A 1,350-nucleotide genomic window follows, 5' to 3' on the forward strand; every position below is an offset into this window, starting at 1 on the left:
CCTTGGGTTCTAGTGGTGGTTGCAACACCTGACTTTGTTCGGGGGTTGTGTTGTTCGAGATTCGGGAGGATCGGTCGCCTCAGGGGCCGAGGAAGCTGGTCGCCGAGCGCCGGGCTTATCTTGATCTTGTGGCGCAGGGGATGGGCACCGCCGAGGCGTGCCGGGTCGTGGGGATCAACCGCCGGACCGGGCATCGGTGGCGGCAGGATCGTGTGAGTCAGGCGGGGCGGAACACCGGTCGGTGTTCCGCCCCGCCGTCGCGTGCAGAGCCTGAGGTTCCCGTGCCTGATCGGCCGTCAGGAACCGGTCCGCTGGTGCCGGTCACCCGGTTCCTCTCGCCCGAGGAGCGGTTGCTGATCGCGGATCTCGCGCGGACCGGGCACGGCCCTCGAGAGATCGGCCGACGGCTTGGCCGTCCGGCCTCAACGGTCAGCCGGGAACTGGACCGCAACGCCGATCCTGCCAGCGGCGAGTATCTTCCCTATTCCGCGCAGGCCCGGGCCGACGCTCGCCGGCCCCGGCCTAAACCGGGCAAGATCGCGACCAACCCTGAGCTGCGGGACCGGATCCAAGGCATGCTGGATGACCGGTGCAGCCCGGAACAGGCCAGTCGACGGCTGCGCCGTGATCATCCCGACCAGCCGGAGCTGCACGTGGTCCACGAAACCATCTATCAAGCCTTGTATGTCCAAGGCCGCGGCGAGCTGCGCCGCGAACTCAAAGCCGCGCTACGCACCGGCCGCACCCAGCGCACACCCCGCGGCAGCGGCGACCAACGCCAGCCCCGGTTCACCGCACCGATGGTGATGATCAGCGACCGGCCCGCCGAGGCCGACGACCGCGCCGTCCCCGGCCACTGGGAAGGCGACCTCATCATCGGCGAGAACGGGGCATCCGCGATCGGCACCCTCGTCGAACGCTCCACCCGCTACGTCATGCTCGTCCACCTCGGACAATCCCGCACCGCCGAACACGTCCGCGACGCCCTCATCACCACCATCAGCACACTGCCCGACCACCTGCGCCGCTCCCTGACCTGGGACCAAGGCGCGGAAATGGCACGACACCACGAATTCAGCATCGCCGCCGACATGCCCGTCTACTTCTGCGACCCCCACAGCCCCTGGCAACGCGGCTCCAACGAGAACACCAACGGCCTGCTCCGCGAATACTTCCCCAAAGGCACCGACCTGTCCGCCCACACCCCCGACCACCTCACCGCCGTCGCCGCCCAACTCAACCGCCGCCCACGCAAAACGCTCGGCTGGGACACCCCAGCCGAGCGCCTCGCTAAACTCCTCACCGAAACCAGTTGATCACCCGTGTTGCAACGACCCCTGGAATCCACCC

The 1,350-nt window shown here is 68.1% G+C and carries 1 protein-coding gene; it reads left to right on the forward strand.

The window, feature by feature from the left end; translation table 11 throughout:
- Positions 1-95 precede the first annotated feature (95 nt).
- On the forward strand, positions 96-1,316 hold the full coding sequence (locus tag L324_RS10350) for an IS30 family transposase (RefSeq protein ID WP_438938446.1): 1,221 nt from the start codon (positions 96-98) through the stop codon (positions 1,314-1,316).
- Positions 1,317-1,350: the final 34 nt, after the last annotated feature.

Origin of the sequence: Amycolatopsis orientalis DSM 40040 = KCTC 9412 (assembly GCF_000478275.1) — a bacterium.
Lineage (GTDB): Bacteria > Actinomycetota > Actinomycetes > Mycobacteriales > Pseudonocardiaceae > Amycolatopsis > Amycolatopsis orientalis.